The following is a 15629-nucleotide window of genomic DNA, read 5'->3' on the forward strand; positions in this document are numbered from 1 at the left end:
GGTAGAATGTATGTTAAAAAAACAAACAGTATGGTTACTCACGATGTTAAGCTTGATGGTTGTTTTAAGTGTCTATTATATCTTTTCAGCAAATGGGAATGATTTAGCTTTTGTGGACGATGGGCAGGACGCAGCTTCAGAGGATGTGGTTCCTGCAACCCAATCTGAGGAAGGAATTGAAGTGGATAATATAGAAAATGTAGACAGCGATGAATTGTTTACAACCATCCGTATGGAAATCCAGGATGAACGCAGCCGGAAGAAAAGCCAGTTAACGGATGTAGTGGCTTCTGCTAATGCATCAGCTACTGAAAAAGATGAAGCATTGCAAGAAATAGATGGCTTAGAGGAATTAGAAACGAAAGAATTGATTCTTCAGGAGCAGCTGCTGGCTTCTACGGAATATGAGGATGTACTTGTCCGTTCCAATAATGGAAAAGTTCATATCCATGTAAAAACCGAAGAATTGCCTGTAACAGAAGCAGCGAATATCATGCAAATGGCCCGTGATGAATTTGGAGAAGATGTCAAAGCAGAAGTTAATTTCCAGCCAACTGCTGAAACGACAGACATGGAAGATACAACGGAAACAGAAGAAGCAGCCGAAACAGAAGAGACAGAAGAAACGGGAGAAGTCCAAGAAGGAGAAGAATCAGAAGACACAACCGAAACGGAAGAGTAAAACAACAAGCCAGCAGCCCGCCTTGGGCTGCTGGCTTTACAAATGTAAAAAACAAGTTTATCCCAACATTAACAGGCATTAACTGTTATAATAATAAAAACAGCTTTTCATCCAGTTAATACAGATTTGATTACGGTAGACTTGATGTTTTTGTTCATTCTATCGTAATATATTAGAAGGTAATGAAACAGCCAGCATGAAATTATAAAAAGATAACAATCGAAATGAGGAGTGCCAATATGTTACAAGTAGATGAAATTAGAGAAATTATTCAAATGGTCGATAAATCATCATTAACCGAATTTTCTTATGAGGCGAACGGTGCAGTCATAGCTATGAAAAAAAATACAGGGTCTGTTACTACTACCGTTCAATCACAGTCTCAAGCCGCAGCAGAACCTCAAGCTCCGGCAGTTCAAGAACCAGAGCCTGAAGTAAACACACAGCCAAATATAAAAGCAGAGGAAATGCCGCAGGCTTCAGCGGATTATGATTATGAGATTGTTTCCCCGATGGTCGGGACATTTTATACTTCTTCTTCTCCAGACAGCGATCCTTTTGTGACAAAAGGAAGCACAGTAGATACAAATACAGTCGTATGTATTGTGGAAGCGATGAAATTATTTAATGAGATTGAAGCGGAAACCAATGGAGAGATTGTGGAAGTTTTAGCTGAAAATGGCGAGCTTGTAGAATATGGTCAGCCATTATTTAGAGTAAAGAAGAAGTAAGGGGATGGAATAATTGATTAAAAAGCTATTAGTTGCCAATCGTGGAGAAATAGCTGTCCGAATTATCCGTGCCTGCAAGGAGATGGGCATAGAGACAGTTGCAATATATTCTGAAGCGGATGAAGAGTCATTACATGTGGAGCTGGCGGATGAAGCATATTGCGTTGGACCAAAACTGAGTAAAGACAGTTATTTAAACATAACTAATATTATGAGTGTTGCATTGTCGACAGAGGCTGATGCGATACACCCGGGGTATGGATTTTTAGCAGAGAATGCTGACTTTGCAGAGATTTGCAGAGCATGCAATGTAATCTTCGTCGGTCCGACACCAGAAGCCATTCAAAAAATGGGAATTAAGGATGTCGCCAAGGAAACAATGAAATCTGCTGATGTACCGGTTGTACCTGGTTCAGAAGGAATTGTTGAAGGGGTAGAGCATGCAAAAGAAATTGCTTTGGAAATAGGCTATCCTGTTATCATTAAAGCAACTGCCGGGGGCGGCGGAAAAGGAATCCGCGTGGCCCGCTCCGAAGAAGAGCTAATAAAAGGAATGGAATTAACACAAAAGGAAGCGGAAACCGCCTTTGGAAATCCAGGTGTCTATATTGAAAAATATATCGAAGACTTTAGACATGTAGAAATTCAAATACTGGCTGATACGCATGGAAATGTTGTTCATCTTGGAGAAAGAGATTGCTCCATCCAGCGCCGTCTGCAGAAATTAGTGGAGGAATCACCTTCCCCTGCAATCAATGAAACACTGAGAGAACGGATGGGAGATGCTTCTGTAAAAGCTGCTCAAGCCGTGGATTATGTCGGTGCAGGAACGATTGAATACATTTTTGACAGACAATCGGAAGCATTTTACTTTATGGAGATGAATACCCGTATTCAAGTAGAGCATCCTGTAACAGAAATGGTTACCGGAGTGGATCTGATTAAAGAACAAATTCGAATTGCAGACGGTCAGGAGCTTGCGTTTACCCAAGAAGATATTACATTTGAGGGACATGCAATCGAATGCCGTATTAATGCGGAAAATCCATATAAGAATTTTATGCCTTCCGCAGGGGAGATTGAAATGTATCTGCCGCCTGGTGGACTTGGAGTTCGTGTGGACTCCGGCGCCTACAGCGGATATAGAATTCCACCATATTACGATTCCATGATCGCGAAGCTTATCGTTTATGCTTCCACCAGAAATGAAGCCGTAGAACGTATGAAGCGTGCTTTGGAAGAGTTTGTTGTTGAAGGAGTGCATACAACCATTCCATTCCAATATCAAATCATGAGCCATCCTGTGTTTAAAGAGGGAGACTTCAATACGAATTTCTTAACTGAATATCCAATCATCGAAGAAAAGGAAGATGAGGATAGCAAATAAGGAGTGAAGGCAATGAGTGATCAACTATTATTAGAGATACTTGAAGATGATAGCTTAGGCAGTGTACAGATTGTACCGGAAGTCCTTGAAGTTATCGCAGGACTTGCTGCAACGGAAGTAGATGGGGTAAAATCAATGCACGGCAGCTTTGCAACGGGTGTTGCGGAGAAATTTGGCAAAAAATCCCACGGTAAAGGGGTCCGCGTAGAATTAACGGATAATGGTGCTATTATTGATATTTATGTAATCCTTAAATTTGGAAAATCGATTCCAAAGGTTGCTGCCAAGCTGCAGACGAATATTAAGCATAATATTCAAACCATGACTTCTATCCAGGTGGAAGAAGTTAATGTTCATGTAGCAGGTATTCAAATGGATAATCAGGAAATTGTATAAATACAAGTACAATAAATGTTCAAATGAGAAGCGGAAAGATTTAGTTATTTTTTGAACATACCTTATGACTCATGCCTCAAAAAATAAAAATAAAGACAGATGTATGAATATACGTTTTAAAACAAAGAGAAGCACAGGCAAATGACCTGTGTTTTTCTTTTTGATAAATTGGCAAAAAAGGCTTCAGCTTTGTAAATTCTTTTTTATTTTTCTTAAAAAAGCGGGCATACGGTATCCTAGCCAAAAATAAGGGAAACGTGTTATGATTTTAACAGTAAATGAAAGAATGTAGAAGGAGACGTGTGATGAATCGACATAAAGCTAGAGAAAAAGCGTTTCAGACGCTTTTTCAGTTAGATATGAATGAAGATGAGGTAAGTTTAGCAATGGAATCATTGAAGGAAGAAGAGCGGAAAGACGTATTTCTGTCTATGTTGATTGAAGGCGTAATTACGTATAAAGAAACAATTGATTTAAAAATATCGGAGAACCTGGAAAAATGGTCGCTCGAGCGAGTTGCATCTGTAGAACGCACTATTTTAAGACTTGCTGTTTATGAATTATTATACATGGAGGATATCCCCCAAAATGTAACTATCAATGAAGCGGTAGAGCTGGCGCATACATTTGGAGATGAACAATCCGGTAAATTCATTAATGGTGTCTTATCAAAGGTTATTTCATAAGGAGGGAATTGATCATGACTGCAGAGTTATTAAACGGAAGAGAGCTGTCAGATGAGTTAAAAGAAGAAATGAAACATGAAGTAGAGATTTTAAAGCAACAGAATATCCACCCGCATTTAACGGTTATTCTGGTAGGAGATAATCCTGCGTCTAAATCTTATGTGAAAGGGAAAGAAAAAGCATGTGATTTCACGGGGATCTCGTCCAACTTAATTGAGCTGCCGGAATCGGTTTCCGAGCAGGAGCTGTTACAAGTGATTGAAGGGCAGAATAATGATAAGGATGTACATGGTATTCTTGTTCAATTGCCATTGCCTGATCATATTGACGAACAAAAGGTCATCCACGCTATTTCTCCTTTAAAAGACGTAGATGGTTTTCACCCGGTCAACATTGGAAAGCTTGTAAATGGAGAAGAAACCTTTTTGCCTTGTACTCCTTATGGGATTCTGACGATGCTTGAATCTAAAAATATTGAAATAGAAGGGAAGCGCGCTGTGATTATCGGACGCAGCAATATTGTCGGAAAACCGATGGGATTATTGCTGTTAGAGAGAAATGCGACAGTTACATATTGTCATTCCCGTACGCAGAACCTTCGTGAACTTGCGTTGGAAGCAGATATTTTAGTAGTTGCCATGGGCAGAGAGCATGCTGTTGACGGAAGCTATGTGAAAGAAGGAGCAGTAGTTATCGATGTTGGTATTAACCGCATGGACAATGGCAAGCTGACTGGTGACGTGGAATTTGAAAGTGCGAAGGAAAAAGCATCTTATATTACACCAGTTCCCCGCGGTGTCGGTCCGATGACGATTACAATGCTTTTAAAAAATACCATCAAGGCTGCTAAAGGACTGTCTGAAAAGTGAAAGATAATTATCTGACGGTTACTGCACTAACCAGGTATGTGAAGCGTAAGATAGATACAGACCCCCATCTGCGACAGGTTTGGCTGCGAGGGGAAATATCTAACTTTAAACACCATAGCCGCGGACACATGTATATGACCATTAAGGATGATAATGCCCGTATCCAGGCAGTGATGTTCTCTTCGAATAACAGCAGGCTTGTTTTTCGTCCGGAAAATGGCATGAGTGTGCTTATTCGGGGAGAGGTAAGTGTCTATGAAGCAAGCGGGCAATATCAGCTTTATATCCGTGACATGGAGCCAGACGGCATCGGGGCGTTGTATCAGGCTTTTGAGCAATTGAAAGAAAAATTGCAAACAGAAGGCTTATTTCTTGATGACCAGAAAAAAAAGATTCCTGCTTACCCGAATCATGTCGGCGTCATTACATCTCCAACCGGGGCAGCTGTCCGTGATATTGTGACAACGATTGAAAGAAGAGCACCTTCTGTGAAGATTACAGTGCTGCCGGTATCTGTGCAGGGTCCGCAGGCGACCAGTTCCATTGTGAAAAAGATTCAATATGCGAATGCTTTTCCAGAGGAGTATGACGTTTTGATTGTCGGCCGCGGTGGCGGGTCGATTGAGGAGTTGTGGAGCTTTAACGAAGAAGCAGTGGCACGAGCGATTTATGCATCGGAGATTCCTGTTATTTCTGCTGTGGGGCATGAAACAGATACAACAATTGCTGATTTTGTATCTGATTTACGTGCGCCGACGCCGACAGGAGCAGCTGAGTTAGCTGTCCCTTCGCAAAAGGAACAGCTTGATAAAGTATCGTATTTAGCGCAGCGTCTGTCACAGGTGATGCGTACAGATATACAAATGCATCGTAAACGATTGGAATCATTAAGCCAAACCTATGCATTTAAATACCCGAAACAGCTGATTGCCCAAAAAGAACAAGAACTGGATTCGATGCTGGATTCATTAAACAAGTCGTTAAAAGCAAGAATGGAACAGAAGCAGCTTCGTTACACGCATCTTAAACAGAGGCTGGATACACAGCATCCGGAGCAGGAAATAAAAACAGCAGCAGATAAAAATAGTAAATTGCTGGCGGAGTTAAACCGATCCATGAAACAGCTGTTTGCAAAAACAGAAAGCGACTTACAGACTTCTATCAACAAATTAACACTGGTTAACCCGCTTGCTGTTATGGCACGAGGTTATGGGATCAGCTATAGTCAAGATGGTGATGTGATTAAATCCATCAAGGATGTGAACGAAGGAGATCCAATCGATGTACGGCTGCAGGACGGATATCTACATGCAAACGTACAAAAGATAAAGGAGGTAGATCAGAGTGGCGGAAGAAAAGAAATATGATGAATTAACCTTTGAGCAAGCGATGGAAAAGCTCGAAGTTATTGTCAATAAACTGGAGGAAGGCGATGTTCCTCTTGAAAAAGCGATTGAGTATTATCATGATGGGATGAAGCTCTCTAAGCTATGCAATGAAAAATTAACCAATGTACAGGAAAAAATGGTTCATATTTTAAATGAGCAGGGTGAACTGGAGCCGTTTGAAGTAGAGGAGGACAAATAAGATGGCGCATAAACGATTACAGGCATATTTAACGTATTATCAGGAGGAGCTCGAAAAAGCGTATACAAGCTGTTTTAACAAGCTGGAAATACCGGGTAATTTAAAACAGTCCATGCTTTATTCCTTAGATGCCGGAGGAAAGAGATTGCGTCCTATTTTATTATTTGCCAGCTATGAAGCATACGGCCAGGATGTTCAAAAAGCGATGTCATCGGCGATTGCTCTTGAGATGATACATACCTATTCACTCATTCATGATGATTTGCCGGCCATGGATGATGATGATTACCGGCGCGGTATGTTAACGAATCATAAAAAATTTGATGAAGCTACAGCCATTCTTGCGGGCGATGCCTTGTTGACCTACAGCTTTGAATTAATTCTAAATGATCCATTGCTTACTGCAGATGAAAAGGTGACGCTCACCAGAGAATTAACTGCCTGCAGCGGTCCGAAAGGGATGGTCGGCGGACAGATTCTTGATATGGAAGCAGAGAAACAATCTGTTTCGTTAGAAGCCATGGAAGAAATTCATGCCTTGAAAACAGGAGAACTGATTCGTTTCGCTATTTTTGCAGGAGCGTATTTAGCAAATGCAACAGAAGAGCAGGTACGTTATTTAGAGAAATATGCTTATTATTTAGGGCTTATTTTTCAGGTGCAGGATGATATCCTGGATGTTTCCGGCGAGGAAGAAAAGCTGGGAAAACGGGTAGGCAGCGATGAATTAAACGAAAAAAGCACGTACCCTAAATTATTAGGCCTGGAAGGTGCAATTGCGCAAAAAGAAAAATACGTTCAACAAGCATATGAGAACTTGAAATTAGCCGGCGCAGAAGATTCTCTTTTAAAAGCGTTGACGGATTACTTTAGTGAAAGAGACCACTAAAAGCGTGTGTTGACACATTATATTATGTAAAGGAAACGGGTTATGAAAAAAAAGAAAAAAATTGCTGAGCTATTAGTAGAAAGAGAATTGGCGGAAGATATGGAAAAAGCGAAACGTGCGGTGATGGCGGGACTGGTTTATTCAGGAGAAGAGCGTGTGGATAAGCCGGGAAGCCTTGTTCCTGTCAATAAGCCGCTCCGAATCAAAGATAAACGTTTAAAATATGTAGGCCGCGGCGGCTATAAGCTTGAAAAAGCTCTTCAATTATTTTCAGTGTCTATTTCAGATAAAATTTTTATGGACATCGGCTCGTCGACAGGTGGTTTTACAGATTGTGCTTTAAAAAATGGCGCTAAAAAATGCTATGCCATTGATGTCGGCTATAATCAATTAGATTGGAAGCTCCGGAACGACCCTCGTGTGATTGAGATGGAACGGACAAACTTCAGACATGTTACACCAGAGACGCTCGAGTATGGTTTGCCTGAAGTTGCTTCTATTGATGTTTCTTTTATTTCGCTGAAGCATATATTCCCTGTTCTGGCGACATTACTGCATGAAAAGAATGATGTTATTGCGTTAATAAAGCCGCAATTTGAGGCTTTAAGAGACCAGGTTGGTGAAAAAGGGATTGTCAGAGATCCGGCAATTCATCTGGAGGTTCTCGAAAAAGTGGTAAATTATGCAGCGATGGCTTCATTTACTTTAGTAGATATAACATACTCTCCTATTAAAGGAACAGAAGGCAATATTGAATTTCTGGCACATTTCAAATGGAGAAATGAAGAAACGCCAAAAGAAATCGGATTAGAAGAAGTTGTCAGGGAAGCACAGCAGGCATTGACTCAATAATTCTGGAACACATGACATATCACATTATAAGAAGATGTATGCACTATAAGGAGGGTTTATACGTGAGTAAAATACAACGCCATATTAAAATTCGTGAACTGATCACAGAAAACATTATTGAAACACAAGATGAGCTTGTCGATTCATTAAAAAATCTTGGCTATAACGTCACACAGGCTACCGTATCACGGGATATTAAAGAACTGCAATTGGTAAAGGTACCGACGAATACAGGTCAATATAAGTATAGCCTGCCTGCAGATCAGCGTTTTAATCCGCTGCAAAAACTGCAGCGGTTGATTGTGGATACGTTTGTCAAAATAGAGAATGCAAGTCATTTTATTATTTTAAAAACACTCCCTGGAAATGCCCACGCAGTCGGCGTCTTGATCGACAATTTGGATTGGGAAGAAATCATGGGAACCATCTGCGGGGACGATACTTGTTTAATTATATGCAGGACACCTGAACATGCGGAGGATATCAAAAATCGATTAATTGGAATGCTTTAAAATTATTTAGTCGGGGTGAGGCAGCATGTTAACTGAATTATCTATAAAAAACTTTGCGATTATTGAAGAATTATCCTTAAACTTTCAAGAAGGCCTTACTGTTTTGACGGGGGAGACTGGTGCAGGAAAATCGATTATCATTGATGCTATCCAATTATTAGCCGGAGCAAGAGGTTCTGTAGACTTTGTTCGACATGAATCGAATAAAGCGGAGATTGAAGGATTATTTTTCATCGATCACGAAAAGCACCCTATTTACCAAGTAGGAAAAGCATATGGGATTGAAATCAGTGATGAACAAATTGTACTTCAGCGGACCATAACCTCCTCTGGAAAAAGCATCTGCCGTGTAAATAGTAAATTAGTGACACTGGCTATTCTCCGGGAATTTGGAAAAACATTGATTGATATCCATAGTCAGCACGAGACGCAATCGCTGATGGATAATGAGCAGCATATTGATTTTTTAGATCTCTATCTTGGAGATGACATGAAGGAAGCAAAAAAGGATTATCAGGATATTTATAACCGTCTGGAAAATCTGAAGAAAAAGTACCGCAGCCTGAATGACAATGAGCAGGAGATGGCACAGCGCCTGGATCTGCTCCAATTCCAACAGCAGGAATTAACAGAAGCACAGCTTATCCCGAATGAGGATACGGCGCTTGAAGAAGAGCGCAATCAGCTTGCAAATTATGAAAGGATACATCAATCTCTTTCGGATGCTTATTTTTCTTTATATGGCGAGCAGCATGGATTAGAATTAGTCAGCCACGCACAATCAGCTTTACAGGACGGAGCAGATTTAGATCCTTTTATTGCTGAAAAATTGGACAGTATATCTAATCATTATTATATGCTGGAAGAACTCACGTATGATATTCGCAATTATCTTGACCAGCTGCAATTTAATCCGGAGCGCCTGAATGAGATTGAACAGCGGATGGATGAATTGAACAGATTAAAGCGTAAATACGGTCCAACGGTGGAAGAAATGTTAGACTACTTAGGACGCGTTGAAGAAGAAATCGAACAGATTACAAATCGGGAAACGCATTTAAATACACTTGTAACAGAAATTGATGAGGTTGAAAAGGATGCTTTATTAGAAGCAGATCAGCTTCATCACTTACGAAAACAAGCCGCGGAAACATTAACGAACGATATCCACCGGGAATTAAAAGACCTCTATTTAGAAAAGACGACCTTTTCCATTGATTTTGAGGATTCAACGCAGCGGAAGCTGAAATCAAACGGCTATGATAAAATACTTTTCCGCATTTCCACCAATGTCGGCGAGCCTTTAAAAGACCTCACAAAAATAGCTTCAGGAGGAGAATTATCAAGAATCATGCTTGCTTTGAAGAAGATTTTCTCAAAGCATCAGGGCATTACGAGTGTTATTTTTGATGAAGTGGACACCGGAGTCAGCGGAAGAGTCGCACAGGCAATTGCTGAAAAAATCCATGAAATATCGCTGGAATCACAGGTTCTGTGTATTACACATCTTCCGCAGGTCGCTGCTATGGCAGATACGCATAAATTTATTCAGAAAAAGGAAAAGGAAAATCGCACTTTTACTTCTGTTATTGAATTAAATAATACGGAACTGATTGAGGAATTAAGCCGGATGATTACTGGAACAAAATTAACAGATACAGCAAAAGAACATGCGAAAGAAATGTTAACATTGGCAGATCGTTTTAAAAAATCAAATTAAAGGGATAAAAACGTTAAAAAAATCGGACAATAACTGTACCGGTTTTTTCTTTTTCCTGTACTTACAAATTTCGTTAATCACATGTCCTTTTGCATCTTAAGAATAACAACACTATACGTCCGTTTATCTATATTTTTAGAGGAAAAGATACACATATCACATAGGTTGTTCCAGTTTAAACTGCCCTCCAACTGCAAAAAGTATATGTACAGAAAGATAATATTTTTTGTATGAGGAGGAGACGATTTATGAGCAAAACAAACAAAATCAGATGGACATATAAAATCAGCTCGCTATTATCGCTTGCTTTTATATTGTTTTTTATTTCCCCTTCCTTTATCCACGCAGATACTTCCATGCAAGGGTATAAAGAGGTTTTTCAAGACTATCCTATCCTTCCTTTTTTCAATAATGAAGAGCATACGAATAAAGAGGATAATCAGGGGCAGCATCAACGTCTGGAGGATGTAAGAGTAGTACCGGGAGGACAATCCATTGGAGTGCAGTTAGAAACGAAAGGTGTACTGGTTGTCGGTCATCATCAAGTGAAAATGTCTGAAGGAGTAAAGTCTCCGGGAGAAGCCGCTAAAATAAATATTGGTGATACAATTGTTGAAATAAATGGTCAAAAGATCAATCATATGACAGACATTAAACCGATTGTTGATCACAGCGGTAAGGAAAATAAAAAAATGCAAATCAAGCTGAAACGCGGAGATAAGTATATTGAAACAAACCTGCAGCCGATTTTCGACAAAAAAGAAAATGCTTACAAAATTGGTTTATATATCAGAGATACAGCAGCAGGTATTGGAACAATGACATTTTACGAGCCGGAAACAGGGAAATATGGCGCGTTAGGACATGTTATTTCGGATATGGATACGAAGAAACCGATTGACATCAAGCAGGGATCCATTATCCATTCTTCTGTAACTGCAATTGAAAAGGGTGATAATGGTTTACCGGGAGAAAAACAAGCTTCCTTTCAAACGCAAGAAAAAAGAATTGGTAATATCACGAAAAATACGGATTATGGAATATTTGGGGTATTAGAAAAGGAGGTAAATCATGAAAAATATGATGAAACCTTTCCTGTCGCACTATCCCATGAAGTCAAAGAAGGGCCTGCAAAAATTCTTACTGTAGTGGATGGAGAGAAGATTGAAGAATTTGACATTGAAATTATCAGCAGTGTTCCTCAAAAATCAGCATCTACAAAGGGAATGGTTATTCAAATTACCGATCCGCGATTATTAGAATTAACTGGCGGAATTGTTCAGGGAATGAGCGGAAGCCCTATTATTCAAAATGACAAGGTTATCGGTGCAGTAACACATGTGTTTGTAAATGATCCTACCTCGGGATACGGTGTTCATATCGAATGGATGCTTGAAGATGCAGATATTATTCAATCTGATTTGAATGAAGCTGCAGCGTAGCAGCTGCTGTCATTCCGGTTAAGCTTTCTTTTCCCTAACAGAATAAAATAATAAATCAATAATTAAAAATGTCTGTAGTAGCGTTTGCTATTATAGACATTTTTTAGTTTTTAAATAATCATTAAAATATAGTATGTTTATTGGAAATATGCATTTTATTTCCAACTACTATCTGATATAATGAAAACGGATACAATAATACGTTGAAAATTGTGTCGAAAGTTGGTGAAAAAAAGAGAAAAACGAAGAATACTTGAGAAAATCGAAATAAATCAAAAGTTTTTTGATTTTAAAGAGGATATTTATGTTTTTTGTAGAATATGATATAGGTGCATAAAAAGCAAAAGGAGGATTTTTTAGTGAGTAAAATATCTGTGTGTTTTGTTGATGATAATCGTGAGTTAATACAATTAATGGAGGACTTTTTTGGGGAACAGGAAGAAATTGAAATTGTCGGAACAGCATTAAACGGAAGGGACTGCCTCCCGTTGATTGAAGAGAAAACACCGGATGTGCTGGTATTAGATATTATTATGCCGCATATGGATGGAATAGCTGTTTTAAATGAAATTAAAAAAATGGAATTAACTAAAAAACCACATATTATTATGTTGACTGCATTTGGTCAGGAAGAAGTGATGAAGAAGGCAGTTGATTTAGGAGCTTCTTATTTTATCCTGAAGCCGTTTGACATACAGAATCTGGCTGATCAAATTCTGCAGGTTCAGGGAAGTGCGGTTTCCAGAGTATCAAATATGACGAAAACAAATATTGAAAGTAAGAAAAAGCAGGACCTGGAAGCGAATATAACCAATATTATTCATGAAATAGGCGTGCCTGCGCATATTAAAGGATATATGTACTTAAGAGAAGCAATTACTATGGTTTATAATGATATTGACCTTTTGGGGTCCATCACAAAAGTGCTTTATCCGGATATCGCCAAAAAATTCAATACAACTGCTTCCCGTGTAGAAAGAGCAATTCGCCATGCAATAGAGGTAGCTTGGAGCAGAGGGAATATTGATTCCATTTCAGCATTATTTGGTTACACCATCAATATTTCTAAAGCAAAACCGACGAATTCTGAATTTATTGCGATGGTAGCTGACCGATTACGATTGGAGCATAAGGTATCGTAATATGGCCTGCAAGTATTGACAAAAAGCTTTAAATAACTAGCAACCCGTATTGTCACAGAAGGAAATTATATAAAACCTGCCGATGCATCCAATAAACAGGAAGCAGTACAGCCATTTATGAAGAAAAGAGTTGTACAATTTTATTTGTTACAAGTAAATTGCAAAATTTGTGTTTTTAATAAATATTCTAAAAAGTTGGGACATTACTTATTTTTTGATTAGAACTGTTTTCTTTTTATAAAATGAAAGGCTGTGTATATGCTTTATTCACTTATCCAAGAATAAAAACAGCAACCTGGTACCAAAGTGCAAGAGCAATAATCACAAGAGCAGAAATGATTTTTATCAAATTCTTTTTGGAAAAATAGTTCTTGTCCGGGTAAACTTCTAAAAAAGTGACAATGATGAGAAGAGCTGATAAAAATGGCAGTGTTAAATAATCTGCAATCTTTGTTAAATAGATAATTCCCAGAATAAAGCTGATAATGGTGATTGGAAGATAAAGCCAGCGTTTCTTTTTTAACGTTTCAGTCAATTTTATACACTCCTTATACTTGTACTTTATATTAAGCATATTATGAATGGATTAATTTTATACTAGAAAAAAGGTTAACAGGCACATCTGACAAATGTGCCCGTTAACCTTTTTTGACTGGCCGATAAAATCACCTATAGAGGATGTTCTAACGTTTCTGCTATGTGCAGCTTATACTGCCCGCATGCTCCTGCTCTAAAGCACATTCCTTTTAGTGGATATGACGGTATAAGCCGATTACCTTGCCGAGAATAGATACGTTTTCGTAATAGAGAGGTTCCATCGTTGCATTTTCGGGCTGGAGGCGGAAACGGGTCTTTTCTTTAAAAAAACGTTTGACAGTCGCTTCATTTTCATCCGTCATTGCTACAACGATATCTCCATTATCCGCAGAGCTTTGCTGTTTTACGATAACCATATCTTTGTCGAGGATGCCTGCTTCAATCATACTGTCTCCATCAATGACAAGTACAAACAGATTATCCTCCGGTCCGGCAGAAGAGCTGGGAACGGGAATAAACTCTTCCACATTTTCAATCGCAGTAATCGGGATTCCGGCTGTTACCTTCCCTATTACAGGTACATAAATGGCCTTATCCTTAGGCGCATCATTCTCATTATTATATATGATCTCGATGGCACGAGGTTTGGTCGGGTCTCTCCGAATATATCCTTTGTTTTCTAATCTTTCTAAATGACCGTGAACAGTAGAGCTTGAAGCTAACCCGACAGCTACTGCAATTTCACGTACGGAAGGCGGATAGCCCTTCTGCTCTACTTGATCTTTAATAAAGTCAAAAATCATCTGCTGTCTTTTTGATAGTTTTGTCATGACTTACTCCCCTCTAGCATAGGTATTTGTTATTCATAGTATAGCATTGAATGAATCAATTTACAAACAAATGTTCTAAAAAGTATTGACAGGAACAGTTGTTCTAAATATACTATAGTAAGAACAACTGTTCCGGAACCAGATAAAATATCGAAGGGGAGTTTTAATATGTTTGAAAAACTGATGAAGTCTGATGCTTTTTATATTGTAGCTTTTATTATTGCGTTAATATTTTTATATACGATGATGGTTACAATTTAAGTGATTGACCAGACGACTGATTTCCTTGCTTATTTTGTAGAGAGCAAATATGCTGGTAAGACAGATTCTGTAAAGAATTGTCACCGAAAAGTTGAAAAAGAGCGGTTTATTATTGGAGGATAAAACATTGAGAACGATTATTTATTGTCGGGTAAGTACAGAAAAAGAAACACAAGAAACATCACTTCAAAGACAATATGAAGAGTTATCTGCGCTGGCCGATAAATTAAATTTTACGGTTGTGGATTGTATTCAGGAGAAGGCCAGCGGCTATGACATTGATAGAGATGGCATATTTAAGCTTCTTGATTATTTTTCTCATCAAGAAGCTGATTGTCTTTGTATTCAAGATGAAACAAGGCTTGGAAGAGGAAATACAAAAATTGCTTTATTTCATCAGCTCCGGAAAATTAATATCCCCATTTACACGGTTACCCATGAAGGAGAACTTGAGCTGAATGAAGCGGATTCGATGGTGTTGAACATCGTCGGTATAGTGGAAGAATATCAGCGTAAACTACATAATATGAAAATAAAAAGGGGAATGCGACGTGCTGTATCAAATGGGTATAACCCTCAAGAAAATTTACATCATATCAATCAATCCCCGGGAAGAGAACGCGCTGAAATTCCGATGGAAGAGATTGTGCGGCTGCGGCAGAATAAATTAACGTTTCAAGAAATCACAACAGTTTTAAAAGGACTTGGATTTCATGCATCAAAGGCAACCATCCATCGCCGCTACCAGGAATATATCAATTCCTTGAATGAAAGTGAATCGTGACGTAAGATAAAGAAACAGGAAGGTTATTTTAACTCCTGTTTTTTTAATCGAAGGAGGGACAAGCTATGTTGTCTAAAGATAAATTAAATAGAATAAATATGTTAGCTAATAAAGCGAAAAGTGAAGGCTTAACAGAAGAAGAAAAAACAGAACAGCAAAATCTTCGAAAAGAATACCTGGCAAATGTACGGGGTTCTTTTAAAAATCATCTAAAAGGGATGACAGTCATTGACCCGGCCGGGAATGATGTGACCCCGCAAAAGCTTCGTGATTACCAGGAACGTAATAAGAAACACTGATACATCATATTAACTTAGCTTGT

Annotated in this window: 18 protein-coding genes; 16 read left to right on the forward strand and 2 right to left on the reverse strand. The window is 38.8% G+C overall.

The genetic code is table 11. From position 1 onward, the window contains the following. Positions 1 to 10: 10 nt before the first annotated feature. The 14 genes from ACFO3P_RS22265 to spo0A all read left to right on the forward strand — a co-directional run bounded on the left by ACFO3P_RS22265 (position 11) and on the right by spo0A (position 12895). Positions 11 to 682: a SpoIIIAH-like family protein gene (locus ACFO3P_RS22265; protein ID WP_084612991.1), complete on the forward strand. Its 672-nt coding sequence runs from the start codon at positions 11 to 13 to the stop codon at positions 680 to 682. Positions 683 to 921: 239 nt separating this feature from the next. After that, positions 922 to 1413: an acetyl-CoA carboxylase biotin carboxyl carrier protein gene (accB, locus tag ACFO3P_RS22270; RefSeq protein WP_042534709.1), complete on the forward strand. Its 492-nt coding sequence runs from the start codon at positions 922 to 924 to the stop codon at positions 1411 to 1413. 13 nt (positions 1414 to 1426) lie between these two features. Beyond that, positions 1427 to 2800 carry an acetyl-CoA carboxylase biotin carboxylase subunit gene (accC, locus tag ACFO3P_RS22275; RefSeq protein WP_042534708.1) on the forward strand — a complete coding sequence of 458 codons (1374 nt, stop codon included), beginning with the start codon at positions 1427 to 1429 and terminating at the stop codon, positions 2798 to 2800. Between the two features lie 12 nt (positions 2801 to 2812). Further along, the gene (locus tag ACFO3P_RS22280; RefSeq protein WP_042534706.1) at positions 2813 to 3196 is read left to right on the forward strand and encodes an Asp23/Gls24 family envelope stress response protein; all 384 of its coding nucleotides are present in this window, start codon (positions 2813 to 2815) and stop codon (positions 3194 to 3196) included. 305 nt (positions 3197 to 3501) lie between these two features. After that, positions 3502 to 3882, forward strand: coding sequence for a transcription antitermination factor NusB (nusB, locus tag ACFO3P_RS22285; protein WP_042534704.1), 381 nt, complete (start codon positions 3502 to 3504; stop codon positions 3880 to 3882). Between the two features lie 14 nt (positions 3883 to 3896). Next, on the forward strand, positions 3897 to 4751 hold the full coding sequence (gene folD, locus ACFO3P_RS22290; RefSeq protein ID WP_042534702.1) for a bifunctional methylenetetrahydrofolate dehydrogenase/methenyltetrahydrofolate cyclohydrolase FolD: 855 nt from the start codon (positions 3897 to 3899) through the stop codon (positions 4749 to 4751). Beyond that, positions 4748 to 6118 (forward strand): exodeoxyribonuclease VII large subunit, encoded by a 1371-nt coding sequence (gene xseA, locus ACFO3P_RS22295; RefSeq protein ID WP_289584589.1) that lies wholly within the window; start codon positions 4748 to 4750, stop codon positions 6116 to 6118. The genes folD and xseA overlap by 4 nt, the downstream gene beginning before the upstream one ends. Next, entirely contained in the window at positions 6096 to 6338 is a 243-nt protein-coding gene (locus ACFO3P_RS22300) for an exodeoxyribonuclease VII small subunit (RefSeq protein ID WP_256704802.1), read from the forward strand. Before xseA ends, ACFO3P_RS22300 begins: the two co-directional genes overlap by 23 nt. 1 nt (position 6339) lies before the next feature. Then, entirely contained in the window at positions 6340 to 7227 is an 888-nt protein-coding gene (locus ACFO3P_RS22305) for a polyprenyl synthetase family protein (RefSeq protein ID WP_042534696.1), read from the forward strand. 42 nt (positions 7228 to 7269) lie between these two features. After that, a complete protein-coding gene (locus ACFO3P_RS22310) occupies positions 7270 to 8079 on the forward strand; it encodes a TlyA family RNA methyltransferase (protein ID WP_042534693.1) in 810 nt (269 codons plus the stop codon). Positions 8080 to 8141: 62 nt separating this feature from the next. Beyond that, positions 8142 to 8591, forward strand: a complete 450-nt coding sequence (gene ahrC, locus ACFO3P_RS22315; protein WP_040985350.1) for a transcriptional regulator AhrC/ArgR — start codon at positions 8142 to 8144, stop codon at positions 8589 to 8591. A gap of 25 nt (positions 8592 to 8616) precedes the next feature. Continuing rightward, a complete protein-coding gene (recN, locus tag ACFO3P_RS22320; RefSeq protein ID WP_042534691.1) occupies positions 8617 to 10311 on the forward strand; it encodes a DNA repair protein RecN in 1695 nt (564 codons plus the stop codon). A 248-nt stretch (positions 10312 to 10559) separates the two neighbouring features. Then, positions 10560 to 11753, forward strand: a complete 1194-nt coding sequence (spoIVB, locus tag ACFO3P_RS22325; RefSeq protein WP_139089148.1) for a SpoIVB peptidase — start codon at positions 10560 to 10562, stop codon at positions 11751 to 11753. A 359-nt stretch (positions 11754 to 12112) separates the two neighbouring features. Further along, complete coding sequence (spo0A, locus tag ACFO3P_RS22330) at positions 12113 to 12895, forward strand: sporulation transcription factor Spo0A (protein ID WP_256704800.1); 783 nt, start codon at positions 12113 to 12115, stop codon at positions 12893 to 12895. Positions 12896 to 13166: 271 nt separating this feature from the next. Here the strand turns inward: spo0A and ACFO3P_RS22335 are convergent, their stop codons facing one another. Both ACFO3P_RS22335 and lexA read right to left on the reverse strand, forming a co-directional pair. Next, a complete protein-coding gene (locus ACFO3P_RS22335; RefSeq protein ID WP_289584591.1) occupies positions 13167 to 13430 on the reverse strand; it encodes a hypothetical protein in 264 nt (87 codons plus the stop codon). 211 nt (positions 13431 to 13641) lie between these two features. Beyond that, the gene (lexA, locus tag ACFO3P_RS22340; protein ID WP_042534686.1) at positions 13642 to 14262 is read right to left on the reverse strand and encodes a transcriptional repressor LexA; all 621 of its coding nucleotides are present in this window, start codon (positions 14260 to 14262) and stop codon (positions 13642 to 13644) included. A 388-nt stretch (positions 14263 to 14650) separates the two neighbouring features. On the opposite strand from lexA, the gene ACFO3P_RS22345 reads away from it, so the two are divergent. Together ACFO3P_RS22345 and ACFO3P_RS22350 are read left to right on the forward strand one after the other, a co-directional pair. Then, positions 14651 to 15307 (forward strand): YneB family resolvase-like protein, encoded by a 657-nt coding sequence (locus ACFO3P_RS22345; protein ID WP_042534685.1) that lies wholly within the window; start codon positions 14651 to 14653, stop codon positions 15305 to 15307. A gap of 65 nt (positions 15308 to 15372) precedes the next feature. Continuing rightward, the gene (locus ACFO3P_RS22350; protein WP_042534684.1) at positions 15373 to 15606 is read left to right on the forward strand and encodes a DUF896 domain-containing protein; all 234 of its coding nucleotides are present in this window, start codon (positions 15373 to 15375) and stop codon (positions 15604 to 15606) included. Positions 15607 to 15629 lie beyond the last annotated feature (23 nt).

This window comes from Oceanobacillus aidingensis, assembly GCF_042654105.1.
Lineage (GTDB): Bacteria > Bacillota > Bacilli > Bacillales > Amphibacillaceae > Oceanobacillus > Oceanobacillus oncorhynchi.

What these genes read in the sequence shown, in the direction of transcription:
- ACFO3P_RS22265 (WP_084612991.1), top strand. Translation starts at nt 11, where the DNA reads ATGTTAAAAAAACAAACAGTATGGTTACTCACGATGTTAAGCTTGATG.
- accB (WP_042534709.1), top strand. Translation starts at nt 922, where the DNA reads ATGTTACAAGTAGATGAAATTAGAGAAATTATTCAAATGGTCGATAAA.
- ACFO3P_RS22280 (WP_042534706.1), top strand. Translation starts at nt 2,813, where the DNA reads ATGAGTGATCAACTATTATTAGAGATACTTGAAGATGATAGCTTAGGC.
- nusB (WP_042534704.1), top strand. Translation starts at nt 3,502, where the DNA reads ATGAATCGACATAAAGCTAGAGAAAAAGCGTTTCAGACGCTTTTTCAG.
- folD (WP_042534702.1), top strand. Translation starts at nt 3,897, where the DNA reads ATGACTGCAGAGTTATTAAACGGAAGAGAGCTGTCAGATGAGTTAAAA.
- ACFO3P_RS22305 (WP_042534696.1), top strand. Translation starts at nt 6,340, where the DNA reads ATGGCGCATAAACGATTACAGGCATATTTAACGTATTATCAGGAGGAG.
- ACFO3P_RS22310 (WP_042534693.1), top strand. Translation starts at nt 7,270, where the DNA reads ATGAAAAAAAAGAAAAAAATTGCTGAGCTATTAGTAGAAAGAGAATTG.
- recN (WP_042534691.1), top strand. Translation starts at nt 8,617, where the DNA reads ATGTTAACTGAATTATCTATAAAAAACTTTGCGATTATTGAAGAATTA.
- spoIVB (WP_139089148.1), top strand. Translation starts at nt 10,560, where the DNA reads ATGAGCAAAACAAACAAAATCAGATGGACATATAAAATCAGCTCGCTA.
- lexA (WP_042534686.1), bottom strand. Translation starts at nt 14,262, where the DNA reads ATGACAAAACTATCAAAAAGACAGCAGATGATTTTTGACTTTATTAAA.
- ACFO3P_RS22350 (WP_042534684.1), top strand. Translation starts at nt 15,373, where the DNA reads ATGTTGTCTAAAGATAAATTAAATAGAATAAATATGTTAGCTAATAAA.